General features: G+C 59.8%; 21 protein-coding genes and 1 tRNA gene. 5 read left to right on the top strand and 17 right to left on the bottom strand.

Annotated features, from left to right (window positions below; all coding sequences use genetic code 11):
- Nucleotides 1-2: 2 nt before the first annotated feature.
- Complete coding sequence (gene lexA / locus BQ7355_RS07005; RefSeq protein WP_072415535.1) at nt 3-644, bottom strand: transcriptional repressor LexA; 642 nt, start codon at nt 642-644, stop codon at nt 3-5.
- Between the two features lie 158 nt (nt 645-802).
- Between lexA and BQ7355_RS07000 the strand changes: the two genes are divergently transcribed.
- The 4 genes from BQ7355_RS07000 to BQ7355_RS06985 all read left to right on the top strand — a co-directional run bounded on the left by BQ7355_RS07000 (nt 803) and on the right by BQ7355_RS06985 (nt 3,634).
- The gene (locus BQ7355_RS07000; protein ID WP_072415534.1) at nt 803-1,219 is read left to right on the top strand and encodes a LysM peptidoglycan-binding domain-containing protein; all 417 of its coding nucleotides are present in this window, start codon (nt 803-805) and stop codon (nt 1,217-1,219) included.
- A 151-nt stretch (nt 1,220-1,370) separates the two neighbouring features.
- Nucleotides 1,371-1,814: a transcriptional regulator NrdR gene (gene nrdR / locus BQ7355_RS06995; protein ID WP_072415533.1), complete on the top strand. Its 444-nt coding sequence runs from the start codon at nt 1,371-1,373 to the stop codon at nt 1,812-1,814.
- A 3-nt stretch (nt 1,815-1,817) separates the two neighbouring features.
- Nucleotides 1,818-2,261, top strand: coding sequence for a dUTP diphosphatase (dut, locus tag BQ7355_RS06990; protein ID WP_072415532.1), 444 nt, complete (start codon nt 1,818-1,820; stop codon nt 2,259-2,261).
- Between the two features lie 59 nt (nt 2,262-2,320).
- Nucleotides 2,321-3,634, top strand: a complete 1,314-nt coding sequence (locus BQ7355_RS06985) for an NCS2 family permease (RefSeq protein WP_072415531.1) — start codon at nt 2,321-2,323, stop codon at nt 3,632-3,634.
- A gap of 95 nt (nt 3,635-3,729) precedes the next feature.
- Here BQ7355_RS06985 and BQ7355_RS06980 read toward each other — a convergent pair whose 3' ends face one another.
- Nucleotides 3,730-5,013, bottom strand: coding sequence for an MGDG synthase family glycosyltransferase (locus BQ7355_RS06980; RefSeq protein WP_240307344.1), 1,284 nt, complete (start codon nt 5,011-5,013; stop codon nt 3,730-3,732).
- A 143-nt stretch (nt 5,014-5,156) separates the two neighbouring features.
- Between BQ7355_RS06980 and BQ7355_RS06975 the strand changes: the two genes are divergently transcribed.
- Complete coding sequence (locus BQ7355_RS06975) at nt 5,157-6,089, top strand: NAD(P)/FAD-dependent oxidoreductase (protein ID WP_240307343.1); 933 nt, start codon at nt 5,157-5,159, stop codon at nt 6,087-6,089.
- A 278-nt stretch (nt 6,090-6,367) separates the two neighbouring features.
- On the opposite strand, the gene BQ7355_RS06970 is transcribed toward BQ7355_RS06975, so the two are convergent.
- The 15 genes from BQ7355_RS06970 to BQ7355_RS06900 form a co-directional block, all read right to left on the bottom strand.
- Nucleotides 6,368-7,228, bottom strand: a complete 861-nt coding sequence (locus tag BQ7355_RS06970) for a DegV family protein (RefSeq protein WP_072415528.1) — start codon at nt 7,226-7,228, stop codon at nt 6,368-6,370.
- Nucleotides 7,229-7,392: 164 nt separating this feature from the next.
- Complete coding sequence (locus tag BQ7355_RS06965; RefSeq protein WP_072415527.1) at nt 7,393-7,926, bottom strand: adenine phosphoribosyltransferase; 534 nt, start codon at nt 7,924-7,926, stop codon at nt 7,393-7,395.
- A gap of 30 nt (nt 7,927-7,956) precedes the next feature.
- Complete coding sequence (gene ftsR, locus BQ7355_RS06960; RefSeq protein ID WP_072415526.1) at nt 7,957-8,829, bottom strand: transcriptional regulator FtsR; 873 nt, start codon at nt 8,827-8,829, stop codon at nt 7,957-7,959.
- Nucleotides 8,822-9,256, bottom strand: coding sequence for an FHA domain-containing protein (locus BQ7355_RS06955; RefSeq protein ID WP_083581631.1), 435 nt, complete (start codon nt 9,254-9,256; stop codon nt 8,822-8,824). The genes ftsR and BQ7355_RS06955 overlap by 8 nt, the downstream gene beginning before the upstream one ends.
- Before the next feature lie 66 nt (nt 9,257-9,322).
- Nucleotides 9,323-10,051: a CDP-alcohol phosphatidyltransferase family protein gene (locus BQ7355_RS06950; protein ID WP_072415525.1), complete on the bottom strand. Its 729-nt coding sequence runs from the start codon at nt 10,049-10,051 to the stop codon at nt 9,323-9,325.
- A gap of 168 nt (nt 10,052-10,219) precedes the next feature.
- Nucleotides 10,220-10,296, bottom strand: a tRNA-Pro gene (locus BQ7355_RS06945).
- A 244-nt stretch (nt 10,297-10,540) separates the two neighbouring features.
- Nucleotides 10,541-11,731 (bottom strand): bifunctional phosphopantothenoylcysteine decarboxylase/phosphopantothenate--cysteine ligase CoaBC, encoded by a 1,191-nt coding sequence (gene coaBC / locus BQ7355_RS06940; RefSeq protein ID WP_072415524.1) that lies wholly within the window; start codon nt 11,729-11,731, stop codon nt 10,541-10,543.
- Between the two features lie 2 nt (nt 11,732-11,733).
- Nucleotides 11,734-12,441, bottom strand: a complete 708-nt coding sequence (locus BQ7355_RS06935; protein WP_072415523.1) for a zinc ribbon domain-containing protein — start codon at nt 12,439-12,441, stop codon at nt 11,734-11,736.
- Nucleotides 12,438-13,244, bottom strand: a complete 807-nt coding sequence (locus tag BQ7355_RS06930; protein ID WP_072415522.1) for a Nif3-like dinuclear metal center hexameric protein — start codon at nt 13,242-13,244, stop codon at nt 12,438-12,440. Before BQ7355_RS06930 ends, BQ7355_RS06935 begins: the two co-directional genes overlap by 4 nt.
- 9 nt (nt 13,245-13,253) lie before the next feature.
- Nucleotides 13,254-14,426, bottom strand: a complete 1,173-nt coding sequence (locus BQ7355_RS06925) for a cysteine desulfurase family protein (RefSeq protein ID WP_275886586.1) — start codon at nt 14,424-14,426, stop codon at nt 13,254-13,256.
- Between the two features lie 3 nt (nt 14,427-14,429).
- Nucleotides 14,430-15,110: a ribulose-phosphate 3-epimerase gene (gene rpe, locus BQ7355_RS06920; protein ID WP_072415521.1), complete on the bottom strand. Its 681-nt coding sequence runs from the start codon at nt 15,108-15,110 to the stop codon at nt 14,430-14,432.
- A 12-nt stretch (nt 15,111-15,122) separates the two neighbouring features.
- Nucleotides 15,123-16,127 carry an NAD(P)H-dependent glycerol-3-phosphate dehydrogenase gene (locus BQ7355_RS06915; protein ID WP_072415520.1) on the bottom strand — a complete coding sequence of 335 codons (1,005 nt, stop codon included), beginning with the start codon at nt 16,125-16,127 and terminating at the stop codon, nt 15,123-15,125.
- A complete protein-coding gene (plsY, locus tag BQ7355_RS06910; protein WP_072415519.1) occupies nt 16,124-16,822 on the bottom strand; it encodes a glycerol-3-phosphate 1-O-acyltransferase PlsY in 699 nt (232 codons plus the stop codon). The genes BQ7355_RS06915 and plsY overlap by 4 nt, the downstream gene beginning before the upstream one ends.
- Nucleotides 16,823-16,825: 3 nt before the next feature.
- Nucleotides 16,826-18,163 carry a ribosome biogenesis GTPase Der gene (gene der, locus BQ7355_RS06905; RefSeq protein ID WP_072415518.1) on the bottom strand — a complete coding sequence of 446 codons (1,338 nt, stop codon included), beginning with the start codon at nt 18,161-18,163 and terminating at the stop codon, nt 16,826-16,828.
- A gap of 162 nt (nt 18,164-18,325) precedes the next feature.
- Entirely contained in the window at nt 18,326-18,793 is a 468-nt protein-coding gene (locus BQ7355_RS06900; protein ID WP_143761778.1) for a hypothetical protein, read from the bottom strand.
- Nucleotides 18,794-18,818: the final 25 nt, after the last annotated feature.

Raw genomic sequence — 18,818 nt, 5'->3', positions numbered from 1 at the left:
TTCTACAGGCGCCTGAGAAGCGCGACAACTTTACCGAGGATCACCGGATTCGTTGCGTAGATCGGTTCCATGGCGTCGTTTTCAGGCTGCAGCCGAACGCGTCCGCGTTCTTTGTAAAACGTTTTGACGGTGGCTTCACCGTCGATCATAGCGACGACGACCTCGCCGTTCATCGCGCTTCTCTGCTCCTTGACAACGATGTAGTCGCCGTTGAAGATCCCGGCGTTGACCATCGAGTTGCCGTGGACTTCGAGGATGAAGGAGCTCGTGTCGCTTACGATTTCCGTGGGAAGCGTGAGCGTCTCCTCGATGTTCTGCTCGGCGAGGATGGGCATACCGGCTGCCACCCGGCCGACAAGGGGGAGGGAGACCGTCCCTCGTTCCGAAGGGGCTGCTACCGGTTCAACAGGTTTTGCGGAGCTTCCGTCTTGATTGAAGACCTCGAGTGCTCGGGGCTTTGTCGCATCGCGACGGATCAGGCCGTGCTCCTCGAGGGCGGCGAGATGGGCATGAACGGTGGAGGGGGAGGATAGTCCGACTGCGGCCGCCATCTCTCGCACGCTGGGCGGATACCCCTTTTCCAGCTGATACGAACGAATGAAGTCATAGATCTCCTGCTGGCGTTTGGTCACCTTGCGTGCCATGGGCTCTCCTCTCTATTGCAAACATCTGTTCGAATTTCGCTTGACAGGAACAACTGTTCGAACATAATCATATACGAACATCCGTTCTCGCGCCATACCATTTTTGTCCATACGGACCGGTATACCTATCTCGATACGTTTCGAAGAGGGGAGCCCATATGCATGCAGTGAAGATGATTGATGGAAACCTTGCGCTTGACACCGCTTTCGATGATGCCCCTACATTCACGGTGGTCCAGGGCGGTCGTGGACGGGCACGGGATCATTCCCGTGCCGTGCGTACCGCGGCGCCGCTCGCGTCCTTCCGCGCGCTCGCTCTTGTTGTGGCAACCTGCGTCCTGGTGTTTTCCGTCATCCCCTCGGTGCTCGGTCGTGTGACGTTCGAGCATGCGCTTGCGGGTACCGAGACCCAGCGGGTCATTGTGGATTCCGGCGATTCTCTTTGGAGCCTGGCGGAGCGTCATCCCGTGCCCGGCATGACGACGGGCGATACCGTTCGTCTCATGAAGCGCTGGAACCATCTTGAGCACGCCGCACTCGTTCCGGGACAGGAGCTGTACGTTGCCGTCGAGTGAGATTGCCCGAGGTGCGCTCCTCCTCTTCGATGCTATGACGTCTCCTTATTCAGCTTGAGTATTTCTTAGTCAGCTCGATTACGGATGAACTCAACTCATTCGCCGGATTCGTGGTATTCTTGTTCAGTTGTTGTGTTAAGAGGGGGTGCCGATGCGCTGTCCCAAATGCGGTGGGGGAGATACCAGGGTTATCGACTCCCGTATGCAGGACGCGACGAACGCCATCAAGCGTCGTCGCGAATGCCGCTCGTGCGGATATCGCTTCACCACGTTCGAGCGTTGCGAGGATCCTATCGAGGTCATGAAGAGCGACGGCTCTTCCCAGGCATTCGACCGCAATAAGCTTCTTGTAGGGCTCATGCGCGCAACTTCCAAGCGAGATATCGATCTGGCCACGCTTAACGGACTTATCGATGACATCGAGCGCGAGCTTCGGTCTCGCACCCTTACCGCTGTCACCTCTCACGAGTTGGGCGATATGGTCCTCAAGCGACTCGAGAAAATCGATAAGGTCGCCTACATCCGCTTCGCCTCCGTGTACCGTGATTTCCAGAACATCGAGGAGTTCCTTTCGGAGCTCGATAAGCTGAGGTAATTCATGGCTGATATAACTGTTCGCATCAAGCGGCTCGATCCCGATGTTGCCCTTCCTACATACGCGTATGCGGGTGACGCCGGCCTCGACCTGAGGGCTTCCGAATCTGCTGAGATCGCTCCGCACCGCCGGGCGCTTATTCCTACGGGCCTCGCCATCGCGATACCCGATGGGTACGCCGGCTTCGTGCAGCCTCGTAGCGGCATGGCCTTGAAGCAGGGACTTTCCATTGCAAACACGCCCGGCCTTATCGACGCCCATTACCGGGGCGAGCTTAAGATCATCGCCGTGAATCTCGATCCGGAGCGTACGATCCATATCGAGCGCGGCGAGCGCATCGCCCAGCTCGTTATCCAACGCGTCCCGGTGGTTGAGCTTGTCGAAGTCGGCGAGCTCGATGAGACCGATCGCGGCACCGGTGGTTTCGGTTCCAGCGGTACGGAGTAATCCGTACCGAGAGCATAGCGCGCACCCTGCGCGTCCTGTACTTTTGAAAAGGGGAGATTATGGATTCGTTCTTTAAGCTGGGAGAGCGCAACTCGTCTGTTTCGACTGAGCTGCGCGCCGGCCTCACGACGTTTCTCGCTATGGCGTACATCATCGTCGTGAATCCGCTGATTCTCGAGGCGGGTGGCGTTCCCGTTTCCGCCGCCGTCACCGCTACCTGCATCGGCGCGGGTATCATGACTATCGCTATGGGCATCTTCTCTAACCGCCCGCTCGCCTGCGCCTCCGGTATGGGCATTAACTCTATCGTGGCCTACACGCTTTGCGGCGGCATGGGCCTCGGCTGGCAGACCGCCATGGCGATCATTTTCGTCGAGGGTATCGCGATCCTGCTGCTTGTTCTCTGCGGTCTTCGCGAGGCCATCATGGACGCCATTCCCGTGTCCCTTCGTCACGGCATTTCCATCGGTCTGGGCCTCTTTATTGCCATGATCGGCCTGAAGGACGGTGGCATCATCGTTGCCAACGAGGCCACCATGGTCAGCCTCGGCGCCGTCACCGACCCCGTGTTCCTGGTCGGTCTCATCTCCATCGTCGCGACCGTCGTGCTCTCTTCCATGAACGTCAAGGGCGCCCTGCTTTGGGGCATCCTCATCGCCGCCGTCTGTGGTATCCCCCTGGGCGTCACCGCCGCACCCTCGAGCATCGTCGCCCCGCTCGACTTCACCACGTTCGGCGCCCCCTTCCAGGCCGATGCTGACGGCGTCATGGGAGTCGTTAAGGCCATCACCACCCCCTCTCTACTGCTGTTCGCCTTCTCGCTCATGATGAGCGACTTCTTCGACACCATGGGTACCGCCATGGCTGTCGCCAAGCAGGGCGAGTTCCTCACTCACGACGGCAAAGTCGAGGACATCAAGCCTATTCTCATCGTCGACTCCGTTGCCGCCATCGCCGGCGGTGCGCTCGGCGCCTCTTCCATTACTACGTTCGTCGAGTCTGCCTCCGGTGCCGCCGACGGCGGTCGCTCCGGTCTCACGTCAGTGTTCGCCGGCATCCTGTTCTTGCTTGCGGCGTTCTTCTCGCCCGTGATCAGCTGCATCAGCTCGGCTGCTACCTGCGGTGCCCTCGTGTACGTAGGCTTCTTGATGATGAGCGACGTGGTCGACATCGACTGGAGCGACATCCTTGAGGGCTTCCCGACCTTCATGATCATCGCAGGCATCCCGTTCACGTACTCGATCTCCAACGGCATCGGCCTTGGTTTCATCGCCTATGTCGTGGTTGCCACCGTGACCGGTCAGTTCAAGAAGATCCGCCCGCTCATGTGGGTCGCCTCGATCGCATTCCTGCTCTACTTCTTGATGCTCTAAGATTGATTTAGCACCATCTTGCAAAATGGGCTCGCGTTTATGTGCGCGAGCCCATTTTTTCATGGATATCTTGGTTGCGAGCCGGTGCGGTAAGGCTAACGAATATGTGCGGGCTTGCCGCCGATATAGAACTTAATGAGTCGACGCCTGTGCTTGCAAGGCTCCTGGGCTCGCCGCATGGTCGCGCGCACGATATCCTCCGCGGCATGAGGCTTGCGAAGCGTATCGCCATTGATGAGCATCGCGTCAAGTGACGCCGGGTTATTGTCGAGGTGTTTGAGGGTGATGATGAGCTCACGCGCTGTCGTTGCGTGCATACTCGCCCCTATGCCGGTGAACATGACCGTGTTGGCTTTTTCTTGGCCGTACGACTTCCCCAGCAAGATCATGGGAAGTCGCGCGCAGATGCACTCGGTGACGGCAAGTCCGCCGGATTTGAGCACCGCCACATCGCTTGCATGCATAAGGGATGCCATGTCCTCGACGTAATCGAGCACACAGACATTTTCAAGCTTCATGCCGCTGAACGTGCGTTTGAGCTTTTCGGCATAGTCTTTGTCTTTACCCGGCAAGAATGCGAAATGCATATCATCAAAGCTGCGAAGATAGGGGAGGGTCTGCTCTATCGCGGCCCTGAACCGCACATAGGGCTGCGGCAGGCTCGCTCCCGCCATGATGAGAACGATCTTTTTGTCGAGCGGAAGGCCGAAGCGCTTTCTGCTTTCCTCTTTTGATTCGCAGAATTCGAATCCTCCTCGAACGGGTATGCCGGTGATGAGTATGTTGGATTCTCTAACCTTGCGCGGTCGAAGGGTCTCGGCCATAAACTCCGTCGCGACGCAGAACAGGTCTGTGTCCAGGTGAGGCCACCAGCCTTCGATTTCGTAATCTGTCGGAATGCAGACGACTGGATAATCCTGTCCGGTGATCATGCGTGCGCCCACCGCCACGTTAGCGGCTGTGATATGGGTGCAGATTAATGCAATTGGATTATGAGTGCGAACGTATTCCGTAAATGCTGGAAACATGACGCGCGACCAGGCGGTGCCGCCTCCCCAAAGCAACCGACCCGTCAGGGTGTAGCGCCAGGTGATATCGTAGATAGGGCGAGTTGCGCCCGTGAATGCGGCAGCAGTCTTGTTTCCGTCAAACTTGATGCGTCCGTAATCGAGTATATCCAGAACATCGATGCGGATGTTCTGAGGGACGCCATCCGTCCCTCGCATACGCTCAACGGCTTCTGCCACTGCGTTCGCGGCGGCCTTGTGGCCGGAGCCGACCGAGGCGTGCACGATGGTGATGACGGGTTCCGGAGCAGCGCTTCCTGATAAGGAGTCGCTTGATTGCATATGGGTTCCAGCCTTTGGTTCGGTGGTCACTTGTCCTCCGTAAGTCGTTAGGTTGGAAACATTTTACGGCACCCAGGGTACGTCACAAAGTCGACACCGCTATCAAGATTCAGCCGACATAATAAAGGGTAGAAGCTAAATACCATATGATTGGAGGTCTCATGGATTCCTCAATGTACGATTCCATCGTTATCGGCGCTGGTCCGGCTGGAAGCACTGCCGGTCTCTACGCGGCACGTGCAAGCTTGAATGTCCTTGTTGTAGAGCGTGGCATACCTGGAGGTCAGATCGCAACGTCTCACCTCGTCGACAACTATCCCGGTCTGCCCGATATCGGCGGCGTTGAGCTCGGCGAGCGCATGCGCGCGCATGCGGAAGCCGCCGGTGCGTCATTTGAATATGGAGCTATCGAGCAGATCCGTAAGGGCGAGCCGGGCTTTGAGGTCGACGTCAACGGAAATACCTTGATGGCTCGCACCGTAATCGTTGCCAGCGGTGCCGTCCCTCGTCCCGCTGGATTCAAAGGGGAGAACTCGTTTCGCGGTCGGGGCATCTCGTATTGTGCAACCTGCGATGGCATGTTTTACCGCAACAAGACCGTGTACGTGGTCGGTGGGGGCAATTCTGCGTGCGAGGAGGGGCTCTTCCTTTCAAACATTGCAAAGCGTGTCGTCATGCTCGTGAGACGCGACGAATTTCGAGCTTCACGAGGTCGCGTCGACTTACTCCTTGCTCGAGATAATGTTGAGGTTAGGTACCTAACTAGTATTGTCGAGGTGACGGGGGAGCGCTTCATCGGATCGATCACCTTTGAGCATAACGACACGAAGGAGTGCTATGTCGAAACGTTCGATGAAGGCAGTGCGGGAGTTTTCGTCTTTACAGGCAATGACCCTGTCGTCGAACTTGTTCGTCCATATGTCACGTTCGGTCCGGATGGTGGCGTGATCACGGATGATTCCATGTCCACTGATACCCCTGGCTTGTTCTGCGCTGGCGATATGCGCTCGAAGCCTTTGCGTCAGGTGATCACCGCGGCTTCTGATGGTGCCATAGCGGCAACGGCAGCTTACGTGTACATTCAGTCCTTGACGGCAAATTCCTAACCTCGGCTTTCGTGTACATAGGGTTGTGGGTCGAGCATCAACTTGAATGTGCTGACGGAGCGATCCACCTACCTTATAATTATTAGTTCTCGCGATAATATATGTTATGTAAAGTAGGTAGTGAAGTACGTAGATGAGCCGGTCTCGCGTGTCTGTGAGATCGGCTCATCTACTTGTATCTACTTTTGTCTACTTGTATCTGAAGGAGGTTGATGGAGGAATCAGTTTACACCGCTTCGATCGCTTCACAAGCACGCTGCGCGCACTCGATGAGCATGTTATCGATTCTGCCATTCGTATCCGATAATGAGGCCCGCGGGCTCTGCATAATGAGAGCATAGGCCACGACACGGCAGCACGTGCACATCTGCATTCGGCCAGGTGTTTACAATTGCCTTCGCTAAATCACGAGCGCCATCTTCGTTCAAGACGTGGTCGATGTACACCAGCCCGCCAGCATAACCGTCTGATGCCATGGTGTCGCAAATCTTTCGATACGTCTTCTTCTCGCCGCGCGTGGGTCCTACGACCTGAATGGTGCCCTCGTCGCTTGCGGTTCCGAGAATCCGAATGCTGAGCATCGAGGCGACCTGGCCTGCAACACGCGGCATGCGGCCGCTCTTGACGAGATTGTCGTAGCTGCTCAAGGAATAGAGCACCATGGAGTGCTTCTCGAGGTCCTCTACAAACGAAACGGCTCCTGTAAAATCGTCGGGATTATCAATAAGGTACCTATCTAATAGCGTGACGATAACTTCGAGCTTGCCGCCAGCTGCCCGAGAGTCCAAAACGCGAATACGGCGTGATGACGCAGCGTCATCGGAAAGTACAAGATCACGTGCGGTCAAAGCCGAATCATAGCTACCAGAAAGTTTGGACGAAATCGTGATCGCGATGACATTGTCCGCAGCCCTAAAGGCATCTGCCCACGATCCAACGCTGGGGCAAGAGGTCGACGAACCGCCCTTCTCCCCTTCCACGCATTTGAGCATCTCGTTGATATCGAGCGCATCGTCATCGACGAAGTCGTATGCACCGGCATGTATGGACAGGGGAACGGAGATGAACTCGGTGTCCGGGGCGGCGGGCTTCCAGCCCTTCAAGTTGCAGCTTGAATCGGCAACGATAGCAAAGCTCATGTCGGTCCTTCCCTTCTTCGTTCACACAAGTATAGACCTGTGTCCGAAACGGTCGAACTGCAATATCGTAGGGTTCGAGGATATGCGGTCCGCGTGCCAAAAGAAAAAAGCACCCGGCTCGCCCTGGATGCGCGCCGGGTGCTCGTGGGTAACTGCGTGTACGCTTACTCCACCTTGATCAAGCTGTAAAGCTCATGGTCTCCGGCCTCCGCGAGCGTTTTGCGCGGATTGAGGAAAGAGAGCTCGAGGATGCAGGCAAATCCGGCAAACTCAGCGCCCATCTCCTGCACAAGACAGGCGGTCGCTGCTGCCGTACCGCCCGTGGCCACAAGGTCATCAACGATAAGCACCTTGTCGCCGGGCTGAATGGCGTCGACATGAATCTCGAGGGAGTCCGTACCGTACTCCAACTCGTATGTAACGGAGCGAGTTTCGCGCGGAAGCTTGCCGGGCTTTCGGGCCGGGATGAATCCGGCGCCAAGTTTATATGCGACCGGTACACCTACCATGAATCCTCGAGCCTCGGGGCCTACGACCTTAGTGATGCCCTGATCTGCAAAATGCCCGGCGATATCTTCGATCATAGCTGCCATACCCCGAGCGTCGCTGAACAACGGCGTGATGTCTTTGAAGATGACTCCCGGCTCCGGATAGTCGGGAATATCGATGATGCGAGATGCGTAGTCGAAAACGGCCATGGGGGCTCCTTGGTTGTATGTGACGGTGTTCTAGCGGATACGTTTGCGCGATGCGGCTTTAGACGAAGACACGGGACGCGATTCGACGGGAAGCGACTCCTGTGTAGGCCTGTGAGGCTTGAGCTGCGCCTTCTCGGCCCGGTTGATCTCGTCGTCGATCGTATCGAGATCGGCGTCGTCAACCACGGCATTGAGGGATTCGAAGACGCGATTCTTGAGAAGCGCCGTGCGGACGCCGTCCGTCAAATCGTGTAGCTTATTGAAGGCGCGCTCGAGCTTGGCGTCGCGCTCGTCATCCGAGCTGTCCATGCCGAGCATGCCGATGAGAACCTGCTCGAACATAGCCGACTCTCGATTGGCAGCGGAGACGTACTGGCGGAGATTGCGCGGCTCGATATGGAACCGATTGAGCTCAGAGCATAGGCGAATGATCTCGAAGTCGCGGCCGTCGACAAGATCGCGATTCTGAGGACTTCGAACGATGCGAATGAGGTCGTTGTCGGCAAGGGCCCGAATGAAGGATATCTCTACACCGAGAAGATCGGGGATGTCCTCGATAGGATGGAGCTTTTGCTTGGTCTCTTTCGGCTCGGCTTTCATGGGAAGATCGGAGAGCAATCCGACTTCGAAAGCGAGCGTAGACAGATCTGTCGCGTTATCAAGCTTCTGCTTGATAACGTTGAGCGGCATGTAACGCGTCTTCTGAAGATGCAGAATGACCTCGAGCCTGTCGACATCTTCTTTGGAATACTGCCGATAGCCCTTAGGGGTACGATGCGGGGTGATCAAACCCTCATCTTCAAGGAATCTGATCTTGGAGTTCGAGAGGTCCGGATACGCCCCGCGCAGAAAGTTAACGACCTGACCGATGCTGAGGTAGTTGCGCTCAGCCAAGCTACTCACCAGTTTCGATGCGCTCCGCAGCGTTCTCATGGTAGATCAGCGTGAACGTACCGATTTGAACGGAAGAGCCATCATGAAGCGGTGCGGAGTTGACGATAGCGCCGTCAACCCAAGTACCGTTGAGCGAGCCGAGGTCTTCGATCAGAACGCCCGCGGCATTTCGAACGATCTTGGCGTGTGCACGGGAGACCGTCATGTCATTCAGGAAGATTCCGTTCGAGGGATCGCGCCCCACGCTGGTCTCCGCGCCCTCGAGCTCGAAGGTGTTGCCGGTCTGGGGCCCCTTGATGATGGTGAGCACCGGTGTCGTGATCGGTGCGCTTTTCATCAGGTCGGGAACGGTGACATCATCTACCGGCATACGAAAGACGCGAGTGGAATCGGCGGGCTGGCCGTCGACGGAACCGGTGTGCATGGCATCAGACATATGAATCTCCTCGCATGGTTGAGGAACGTGCGTGTAACAGGTTTATCTTACCCCAGTCGAGGCGAATTAGGCGACGGGGCCGATCGCTTCTTCATCATCGACTTCGGGATTGAGGAAGTCCTCGTCTTCATCCTCGGGGTGCAGCCGGGCATTGTGTATGGCTATGATCCCCTTCGCCGTATAGATAACGCCCGTCAGCAGCGAGAAGACGACGCCCACGTATACGAAGAAGATGCCCAGGGGCGCTGAGTCGCCGTTAAGGCCGGGAAGCCAGGTGATCGCGCTCGGTACGAAACCAAGGCCGTCAAGAACGGGCAGGCCGAGAAGCATGAGCGTGAAGCCGCTCATCAACAAGGCCGTGGCGATCTTTCCGGTATAGACGACATCGATGGGCCTGCGATGGTAGCGGCGCACGATGAGATTGCCCAAAGCGAGGTAGACGTCTCGCCCGATGATGGCGATGCACACCCAGACGGGGAGCTCTCCCTTGCCGACAAGCCCGACGACACCGGTGAACAGCAGGCATCGGTCGACGACGGGATCCATCATCTTTCCAAGCCAGCTGACCGTCTTGGTCATGCGGGCGATCTGACCGTCAAGCCAATCGGTCGATGCGGCGATGGCGTAGATGACAAGCGCGACGTAGCGGTTCTCATTCGAGATGAAGAGGTAGAGAAACACGAACGTAAGCACGAGTCGCGTGAACGTGATGAAGTTCGAGATGGTGAAAATCTTGTTAGAAGGATAGTCGGATGTGCCGATAAGCTCCTTCTTGATCTTTTTCTTGAGACCCACGTGAATCCTTTATGGCCATGCGCACAGCGCACCGGACAACTTTGGAAATGATACCCAATCTTGGAGTGCCTATCCTGGCACTCATGCAAAGAAGCGCAATTGCAGTATAAACAGGCGTTCATTAAGAATAAAAAAGTCGGAAGGAATACCTTCCGACCTGCTAAAATCTGGTCGGGACGACTGGATTCGAACCAGCGACCCCTTGACCCCCAGTCAAGTGCGCTACCAAGCTGCGCCACGTCCCGTTATGTCGCTGTCTCGCTGACAGCAAGGTATACTTTACTCAACTCTGCGGATTGATGCAAGAGATTTTTTTGAAAAACTTTTGCGAGCGTCGAAAGCACCGTTGTGACGACGCGATGCGAAGATAGGTCTGCCTGACGCAGGGCAGCTCGCTTCGATTCGATCGATCGCTCTCCGGAACTGCAGACAGCCGGGATGCCGACGACATTCGGCGCCCCGGCTCAACATGAGGCAAGCGCATGTCCCTTACAGCTTCGAAACGATGCGTTCGGCGAGCGCCTTTTTGGTGAGCAGCGGAAACTCCTCGATGCCGGAGGAGGTGACCCACCACGCCTTGTTGGTGTCGCGCCCGAACCCTGAATCTGCCCTGCTCACATCGTTGGCAACGATGGCATCGCACCCTTTGCGTTCCAGCTTCCGCATCGCGTAGTCGCAGACCTCATCGGTCTCGGCGGCGAACCCGATGACGCGGCGATCGCCTTTTACGCGCGAGAGCTCAGCCAGGATATCGACGGTCTCCTTGAGTTCGAGCACGTCGAGGGGCTCAAGGGTCTTTTTGAGCTTATGGTTCGCAGGACGGGAGGGCGTGTAGTCCGCAACGGCGGCGGCGCAGATCGCGTGCGTGCACCGTGCGAAGGCGTCGAGCGAAGCCTCGAGCATCTCGTGCGCCGTCTCGACATGAACGGTCTTTACGCCCGCAGGCGGAATGATGTCGCAGGGACCCAAGACCAGCGTGACGCGGGCCCCCGCATTGCGGGCGGCGCGCGCGAGCTCGATTCCCATCTTGCCCGAAGACCTGTTGCCGATAAAACGCACGGGATCGATGGGCTCATGGGTGGGACCCGCGGTGACAAGTATCGAGGATCCGCTTAACGGACCGGAGACGACGTCAGGATCCAATGAGGAGACCGTCGCCTCCACGATCTCGGATAGATCCGTCAGACGCCCTTCGGCAACATCCCCGCATGCCAGATAGCCCGTACCGGGGCCCACGACACGAACACCGCGACGCCGAAGCGTTTCCATGTTCTCCTGCGTCGCGCTCGCCGTCCACATGCCGTTGTTCATGGCTGGGGCAACTACTACAGGGGCCTTGGTGGCGAGCAACGTGGTGGACATGAGGTCGTCGGCGATGCCTTGGGCCATCTTGGCGATGATGTTGGCGGTCGCGGGCGCGATGAGCACGACGTCGGCCTCTTGGGCCAGCGAGATATGGTGTATGGGGTCCTCGGGGTCATCGAACAGGTCGATGGCGACCTTCTCGTGCGTCAGCGCCCTGAAGGTCGTGGGGCCGACGAATCGGGCGGCGTGTTCGGTCATAAGCACCTTGACGCGCATGCCCTCTTTCTGGAGCAGGCGCACGATCTCGCACGACTTGTAGGCGGCGATGCAGCCAGTGACGCAGAGGAGGACGCAGGGATTCTTGCGCTGGGCCACGGCTACTCGCCATCCAGCACGAGCATGCGGTGGCAGTACGGGCATTCTGCGATGCCGTCGGCACGACGAAGCTCGGCCATGGAAGACTCCTGCAGGGCCATGCGGCAGATGCTGGGGACGGATCCCTCGAGACGCTCCACGGCCAGGCCGCCGAACCGTTTGGACGCCGCGCGGTACCCCTGAAGAACGTCTTGCGGGAGACGCGCCGAAATACGCTCGATGCGACGCTCGGATTCGGCGATATCGTTTTGGAGGCCCTCGGCGGCATCGCGTGCGGCCTTGGCGTCGGCGATCAGAGCGTCTTCGAACTTCTTGATATAGCTTGCCAGATAGTTCTCCTTCTCACGGAGTTCCGCAAGCTTCTTCTCGTGCGCGGCGCGGTCGAACGCGACCTTGTCGAGTTTCTTGGCGTGGTCGGACATCGCCAGCTCAAGCTCCTGGATGTCGCGATAGTCGGACATGTCGGTGTTGCGGCGGACAGCGGCGAGGCGCTCTTCGGCCTGCTGCGCCTCCGCGTCGAGGTCGGCGATAAAGGTCTCCTCGTCCTTGCGGGCAGCGAAGAGCTTGGTCGCATCGGCTTTGAGCTTCTGGTGCGCGCGACGCTTCTTCGCGAGCTCTGCGATTTGGGGCATGCTGGCAAGCTCTTCGCGCATGCGGGTGCAGGAAAGCTCAAGGTCCTGCAGTTCAAATAGGTCGGTCGCTACACTCATGCGAGCTCCTCATCTCGTAACGTATTCCATTGACGCGGACGGACTATTGTACTGATACGGCCCCCGTCATATCCGGCGGAGACGCATGCTTCCTTCAAGATATCCACGAACGGCTCCTCGGAGCGGTCATGGCCGAGCAGGATGATGCCGACGCCTCGGGCGCACAAGTCTTGACATACGTGGTATCCCGCTTCGCCGCAGACGACCGCGTCCGCGGAGGACAAGATGGCAAGCTCGCCAAAGTCTCCCAAGGAGCCTCCGAGGAAGGCGACGCGCCCGACCGAGCGGTCGAGCGCCCCCCATACGCGCGGTTCGCAGCGAAATGCGCGGGCGCACGCAAGCGAGACCTCGCGCAAGGTCCTATCCTCGGTACGCACCAGCGCGCCCAAGCCGTGCCGCTCGGGATCATCCGGATACTCCAAAGAGCTTTCGGCCGCCATGCCGACCAAAGATGGAAGGCGATCGCGGGCCTCGCGCGATCGATCGAGATTGGTGTGAAGCGAAACGATGCTTACTCCCCTGCGCGCCGCTTCGAAAAGAGCGGACGAGGACGAGGGCTGCAAGGAGCACGCCGGGCGAAATGACGCGGGCGCTTTGATGTAGACGGGATGATGCGTAAGAAGCACGTTGGCCCCGTGCTCGCAAGCCGCAAGAACGTTGTCCGTGGTCGCATCGAGCGCAACGCAGATGCCCGAGATGCTGGATCCCGGATCTCCGACGGAGAGGCCGACGTGGTCCCAAGCCTCGGCATCCGATGCCGGGAACCGTTGCTCCAGAGCGACCAGGAGATCATCGACTGTCATAGTGACCCCCTAAAGCAATCCCAGGAGCGCGTCCGCGAAGCGATCGAGGTCGCGTGCGTCGACGCGATCGTCGAATGAGATCCGCAGGGCGCCGAGTGCACGGTCCTTCGGCAGTCCCATCGCCGTGAGCACATGGCTTGCGTCGTTGGATCCGGATGAGCAGGCCGAGCCGGCGGAGACGGCGAATCCGCGAGCGTCGAGCTGCAGGATAAGCTCCTCGGAGTCTGCTCCCAAGACGGCGACGGAGACGAGTCCGGGCAATCGGTCGACATGCTCCCAGTCCCCCATCGTCGCGACGATGGAAGGGTGCTCGCACAGGCGTCGATACAACGCGTCGGCATGCTGCTGCAGGCGGATGCGGTCCTGCTCGACCGTAGGGGCCAGCATACGAGCCACGGCGGAAAGGGCAAGTGCAGAGCGAACGTCCTGGGTGCCCGGGCGCCGGCCGGACTCCTGGCCGCCGCCGAACAGCTGCGGGCGAAGCGGGGTGCGCGATCTGAGGTACAGCGCTCCGATGGAAACAGGGGCGCCGACCTTGTGCCCGGCGAGGGTGAGCGCGTCGACGCCGAGCTCGTCCACATCGATAGGGATATGGAGATAGCCCTGGATGGCGTCCATGTGGAAGCGGGCCCCTGCGGCGTGCGCCACGCGGGCAAGATCGGCGACGGGCTGGATGACCCCCGTCTCGTTGTTCGCGAGCATGACGGAAACGAGCGCGACGCCTTCGTCGATCACGCGGGCTAGGGTATCGGGAGAGACCACGCCGCTTGAATCGGGCCTCACGGTCGTCACGTCGAAGCCGGCATCGCGGAGAAGCCCCAGGTTGTCCAAGATGGAATCGTGCTCGATCGCTGAGACAACGACCCGGTTGCGGCGGCGGTCCCGAACACGAACGCCCTCCGCGATGCCGAGCAGAGCGAGGTGATTCGCCTCGGTCCCGCCTCCCGTGAAGACGATCTCGTGGCTGCGGACGCGAGAGCCGAGGGAAGCGGCGATGTCGCGTCGTGCGCCTTCGAGTGCAAGCGCGGCGCGGCGGCCGAGGGCGTGGAGCGAGTTGGGATTGGCGCCAGCGATATCGGAACGGTCGTAATCGGCCTGCGCCTCGATGGCCACGGAGCGCATGGGCGTGGACGCGGCGTAATCGAGGTTGACGGGAACCGTTGCGGAAGCGGATGCGGACACGCGCTACGCACCCGCCTTCGAGAGTCCGGATTCGGCAAGGGCGCGCAGCTCTGCGACGGCCCGATGGGGATCGGCGGCTCCGAACACCGCGGACCCGGCGACAAGGAGATCGGCTCCGGCAGCCGCCACCTCGGCGGCATTGGAGACCGAGACGCCGCCGTCGAGCTCGATGAGCGGGTGCACGTCATGCTCCCTACACAGCGCGACGAGCTGATTCAGCTTGGCATACGTTCCCTCGATGAAGGATTGGCCTCCGAAACCCGGATTCACGCTCATGAGCATGACGACGTCGACGTCTTCGATGATGCTCTCGAGCATGCAGACCGGCGTAGCCGGGTTAAGGACGACGCCGGCCTTGACCCCGCGGTCATGCAGATGGGCGAGGAGCCGATGGGCGTGCCGGGCGGCCTCGATATGGAACGTGATCAGGTCGGCCCCGGCATCGACGAACCAGTCGGCATGGTCATCGGGGTTGTCGATCATGAGGTGGACGTCGAGGGGCACATCGGTCGCGCGCTTGCATGCGGCGACAACCGGGACGCCGTAGGTCAAGTTGGGCGCGAACTGGCCGTCGATGACATCGATATGGATGTAATCGGCGTTGCGCACCGCGTGGAGGTCGCGTGCGAGATACGCGAGGTCGGCAGACATGATGGAGGGGGAGATCTTCACGGCGTTGCTCATTCAGAGGCCTTTCTAGTCGTCCATGCCATAGAACTCTTCGGAGGGGATACGGTCAACGAGTGAGGTGAGTGCCTCATGAATAGACAGCCCGTTCCACAGCGCATCGTTGAGGGCAAACGTGATGGGGGCGTCCACACCGAGGCTGCGCGCGAGCTCCGTCGCGCTTACGGCGGCCACGGCGCCCTCGACGACCATATGAGTTCGCTGCTGATAGGCCTCGAGGGACTCGCCTTGGGAGAAGGCGATGCCGAATGTTCGATTGCGCGAGTGCTCGGACGTGCAGGTCGCCACCAGGTCCCCCATGCCCGCAAGCCCCATGCAGGTCATCGCGTCACCGCCTCGAGCATGTACGAGGCGGCTGATCTCGGCGAGGCCGCGGGTCATGATCAGGGCGAGTGTGTTGTCGCCCAGACCGACCCCCGAAGCGATGCCGCAGGTGACGGCGATGATGTTCTTCACGGCGCCGCAGGTCTCGACGCCCACGACATCGTTGGTGATATAGATGCGGAACGCCTGGGAGATCAAGTTGTCCTTGAAGAACTGGGCGACCTGAGTGTCTTCCGACGCGATGACGGCGGCCGAAAGGCCGCCACGGCAGACCTCTTCGGCGTGGTTGGGACCGGAAAGCACGGCGATGCGTTCGGGATGCCCGCATTCCTCACCGATAATCTCGGACATGAGCAGCCCCGTGCCGCACTCGATCCCTTTTGTGAGGCACAGGATCGGCAGGTTGGAGGGCATGTAATGAGAAGCCTCGTGCGCGACGGCCCGCAAATGCGAGGACGGAACGGCGAAGATCGCGCCGTCCGCCCCCTCGAGCGCGCGCTCGAGGTCGCAGGTCGCCTGCACGTTGTCGGGAAGCCTATAGTCCTCGAGGTACCGCGGGTTGCGATGGTCCCTGTTGATGCCCTCTGCGCACAGCGCGCTGTGCGCCCACATGCAGACGTCGGCGTGGGGGGCGGCAAGTCCGGCGACCGCCGTGCCCCACGAGCCCGAACCAATAAGCGCTATGGTCATGACGCATCATCCATCTTGTCTACCCGCTTGGTGAACGAGAGCTTCGATTCGCTGCCCGCCCGCAGGCGGGAGATGTTGGAGCGGTGGGCCCAGACGACCGTCCATCCGAGAATCGCCCAGATGGCGAGCGCGGAAAGGCTGATCTGCGGGAACGCCAGGTACACCGTGACCGGGACGATGGCGGCGGTGACGACGGAACCGAGCGACACGAGCCTGGTGATCGCGACGATAACGATAAAGACGGCCAGGTGGACGAGCGCGAGCGGCCAGCAGAACCCGAATAGGATGCCTACACCCGTGGCAATGCCCTTCCCGCCCTTGAACTTGAGGTATGGGGAAAAGATGTGCCCGTAGAGCGCGCTCAGCGCTACGAGAGCGAGCAGTACGTCACCAGCGGAGCCGGGGTCCATGATGCTCGGAGCGAAGCCGAAGCCGAACGATGCGATCGCAGCACGCCCGGCGATCACGCACGCGGTGCCCTTGAGGACATCGCACAGAAGCGTGAGGACGGCGACTTTGGGGCCCCCGGCGCGCAGCGCGTTGGTGGTCCCGATGTTACCCGATCCGACCCGCTGGAGATCGACGTGAGCGAGCTTTGCCGCGATGATCTTGCCAAAGGGGATCCCGCAGACCAGGTACGAAACCAGGCAGCATGCGCAGGTCCACAGCCACGGCTCGAAGGAAGTCGGTGCCATCCCCTACTCCTCCTTGGGCTTGGTGTCCTTGCTGCGAAAGCGCAGGCGAATGGGCGTGCCCTCGAAGCCGAACGCCTTGCGCAGGCGATTCTCTACGTAGCGGCGATAGCTGTCGGAGACCAGGTCGGTGTGGTTCACAAAGAAGGTAAAGGTAGGCGGCTTGGTTCCCGTCTGGGTGACGTAGTGCATGCGGAGGCGGCGCTTGCCGTCGACGACGGTGTGGCCGAATTCGCGCATCTCGGTGAGCAGCCTGTTGAGGCTGCTCGTGGATACCTTGGCGGCGCGCGCCTCGGCCGCGGCGTCGATGTACTTCCAGATCTTCTCGACCGAACGGCCGGTCAGGGCGGAGATGCGCAGGTAGCTTGCCCATGGGGCGAGCGTCAGGCGCCGCGCGACGGTTTCCATGACATGTTCGCGCGCATGGTCGTCGGGAAGGAGGTCCCACTTGTTCAGCAGGATGACGAGCGCGCAGCCGCGCTCGATCGCGAGGTTGGCGACCTTCTGGTCCTGTTCGGTCATGCCGGTGCTGGAATCGATCACGAGCAGGGCGACATCTGCTCGGTCGATGGCGCGCAGGCCGCGAACCATCGAATAGTATTCGATGTTCTCGTACACCGTGCTCTTCTTCCGGATGCCCGCGGTGTCGACGAGGCGGTACCGGCGCCCGTCACGCTCGACGACCGTGTCGATCGCGTCGCGTGTAGTGCCCGCGACGTCGGAGACGATGGAGCGCTCGGTTCCGATGATCTTGTTGAAAAGGGACGATTTGCCCGCATTGGGCCTGCCGATGATGGCGACCGAGAGTGAGCCGTCATCCACCTCTTCGAGACCGTCATCGTCGGGGAAGAGAGCGACGACATCGTCGAGCAGGTCTCCGGTTCCATGACCGTGCACGGCCGAGATGGGTACCGGATCGCCGATTCCGAGGGAGTAGAACTCCCACAGGCGCTCGTCCTCGCGTGCAGGGTTGTCGAGCTTGTTCACAAGCAAAAACGTGGGCTTGCGTACGCGCTTGATCATGCGCGCCACGCTCTCGTCCTCCTCGGTGACGCCGACCGAACCATCGACGACGAGAAGGATGACGTCGGCCTCCTCGGCACCTGCCAGGGCCTGGTCGCGAATGGAGGCGGAGAAGACGTCATCGCTCTTCATAGGCTCGATGCCGCCGGTGTCGATGAGGGTGAAGGCCCTGCCGTTCCATTCGGCATCGAAATAGCTGCGATCTCGGGTGACGCCACGGCTCTCGTGCACGATGGCATCGGAGGTCTGGGCAAGACGGTTGACGAGCGTGGACTTTCCCACGTTGGGGCGGCCGACCACGGCGACGATGGGTTTTGACATGCAAAGCTCCTCATGTAGGTACATATACATCAAGGATACCATGCGCCAGGGGTGCCCACTTATGCCGGATGAGCCATCATGGTGTGTCCAAACCTCAGCTGGCGACAAAGAGGGGCGGCCGCGATGGCCGCCCCTCGAAAGCGCAGGTCGAATGCAGCAAGACTAGGAGTCAAGGGAAAACGTGAGGGCGTCGAATGCCTTCTGCGAGGCCTCGGCACCCGACTGGCCGCCAAGCAGTACACCGGTATGAGACCCGTCGATCCACAGGAGGAACAGCTCGTTGACGGTGCCGTCCTCGGTGTACTCGTAGAACACGTAGGGGTTGCCGTCGACATCGGCCTCCTCGATGACCTCAACGGACTCGCTGTCGATGGCCGCCTCCTGCTCATCATATCCCTCCTGCGTGAGGAACGAACCCTGGAGGATCGTCTTGCCATCCTGTTGAACGATGAAGTCGCCATCTTCCTCGACGAGCTTGTGGCCGCCGGATGTGTCGAGGGCGACGGTGACGGAATCCCCGGTGCTCACGTCGAAGGTCAGCGAGGAGGTTGTGCTGGCCGTACAGCCCGTCACCAGTGCGAGGACAAGGGAGCTCGCGATGAGAGCGGATACGAACTTGAAACGTTTCATGGTGAGCCTTTCGAAATACACGCTG

Origin of the sequence: Collinsella phocaeensis (assembly GCF_900119895.1) — a bacterium.
Classification (GTDB): Bacteria; Actinomycetota; Coriobacteriia; order Coriobacteriales; family Coriobacteriaceae; genus Collinsella; species Collinsella phocaeensis.
The sequence above is the reverse complement of the archived record's forward strand: the minus strand, read 5'-3'. Positions and strand labels throughout refer to the sequence as shown.

Excerpts from the sequence above, each read along its gene's own strand:
- dut (WP_072415532.1), top strand. The coding sequence starts at position 1,818 with ATGGCTGATATAACTGTTCGCATCAAGCGGCTCGATCCCGATGTTGCC.
- BQ7355_RS06955 (WP_083581631.1), bottom strand. The coding sequence starts at position 9,256 with ATGTCTGATGCCATGCACACCGGTTCCGTCGACGGCCAGCCCGCCGAT.
- der (WP_072415518.1), bottom strand. The coding sequence starts at position 18,163 with ATGTCAAAACCCATCGTCGCCGTGGTCGGCCGCCCCAACGTGGGAAAG.
- BQ7355_RS07000 (WP_072415534.1), top strand. The coding sequence starts at position 803 with ATGCATGCAGTGAAGATGATTGATGGAAACCTTGCGCTTGACACCGCT.
- plsY (WP_072415519.1), bottom strand. The coding sequence starts at position 16,822 with ATGGCACCGACTTCCTTCGAGCCGTGGCTGTGGACCTGCGCATGCTGC.
- nrdR (WP_072415533.1), top strand. The coding sequence starts at position 1,371 with ATGCGCTGTCCCAAATGCGGTGGGGGAGATACCAGGGTTATCGACTCC.
- BQ7355_RS06935 (WP_072415523.1), bottom strand. The coding sequence starts at position 12,441 with ATGAGTGTAGCGACCGACCTATTTGAACTGCAGGACCTTGAGCTTTCC.
- BQ7355_RS06915 (WP_072415520.1), bottom strand. The coding sequence starts at position 16,127 with ATGACCATAGCGCTTATTGGTTCGGGCTCGTGGGGCACGGCGGTCGCC.
- BQ7355_RS06985 (WP_072415531.1), top strand. The coding sequence starts at position 2,321 with ATGGATTCGTTCTTTAAGCTGGGAGAGCGCAACTCGTCTGTTTCGACT.
- lexA (WP_072415535.1), bottom strand. The coding sequence starts at position 644 with ATGGCACGCAAGGTGACCAAACGCCAGCAGGAGATCTATGACTTCATT.
- BQ7355_RS06965 (WP_072415527.1), bottom strand. The coding sequence starts at position 7,926 with ATGGCCGTTTTCGACTACGCATCTCGCATCATCGATATTCCCGACTAT.
- BQ7355_RS06970 (WP_072415528.1), bottom strand. The coding sequence starts at position 7,228 with ATGAGCTTTGCTATCGTTGCCGATTCAAGCTGCAACTTGAAGGGCTGG.
- BQ7355_RS06975 (WP_240307343.1), top strand. The coding sequence starts at position 5,157 with ATGTACGATTCCATCGTTATCGGCGCTGGTCCGGCTGGAAGCACTGCC.
- rpe (WP_072415521.1), bottom strand. The coding sequence starts at position 15,110 with ATGAGCAACGCCGTGAAGATCTCCCCCTCCATCATGTCTGCCGACCTC.
- BQ7355_RS06900 (WP_143761778.1), bottom strand. The coding sequence starts at position 18,793 with ATGAAACGTTTCAAGTTCGTATCCGCTCTCATCGCGAGCTCCCTTGTC.
- BQ7355_RS06930 (WP_072415522.1), bottom strand. The coding sequence starts at position 13,244 with ATGACAGTCGATGATCTCCTGGTCGCTCTGGAGCAACGGTTCCCGGCA.